The 289-nt window shown below is 38.1% G+C and carries 1 protein-coding gene; it reads right to left on the bottom strand.

Annotation, left to right across the window (positions count from 1 at the left end):
• Positions 1-289 (bottom strand): hypothetical protein (locus AAEY79_RS14485; protein WP_352288989.1); only part of this gene is annotated, 289 nt, incomplete at both ends.

Here is a 289-nt window from a genome sequence, read left to right as displayed (position 1 = left end):
CATTAATGCAGCAACAATACTTGCTGCCATGCCAAATACATACGCAGGCTTTGTTTTGCTATTAGCCGGTTGTTTATTTGGAAATAATACGCTGAGTTCGTTAAGTACACTCAGGTCATCCCAAAGCTGAGCTAATTCATACACCGCATTTTGATGAGCAGTACTTTGTAGCATCCACAGTTTAAATTGTTCTTGCTCTTCTTTTGTAAGGCCACGGTCAATAGCACTGATCCATTGCGATGCTTTTTCTAATATTAATTCTTTTGAGGTAAATTGATGGATGTTATTC

Source organism: Psychrobacter sp. GW64-MNA-CIBAN-0177 (assembly GCF_040309585.1).
Classification (GTDB): Bacteria; Pseudomonadota; Gammaproteobacteria; order Pseudomonadales; family Moraxellaceae; genus Psychrobacter; species Psychrobacter okhotskensis.
Note: the sequence above shows the minus strand (reverse complement) of the source record. Positions and strands in the feature narration are given on the sequence as shown.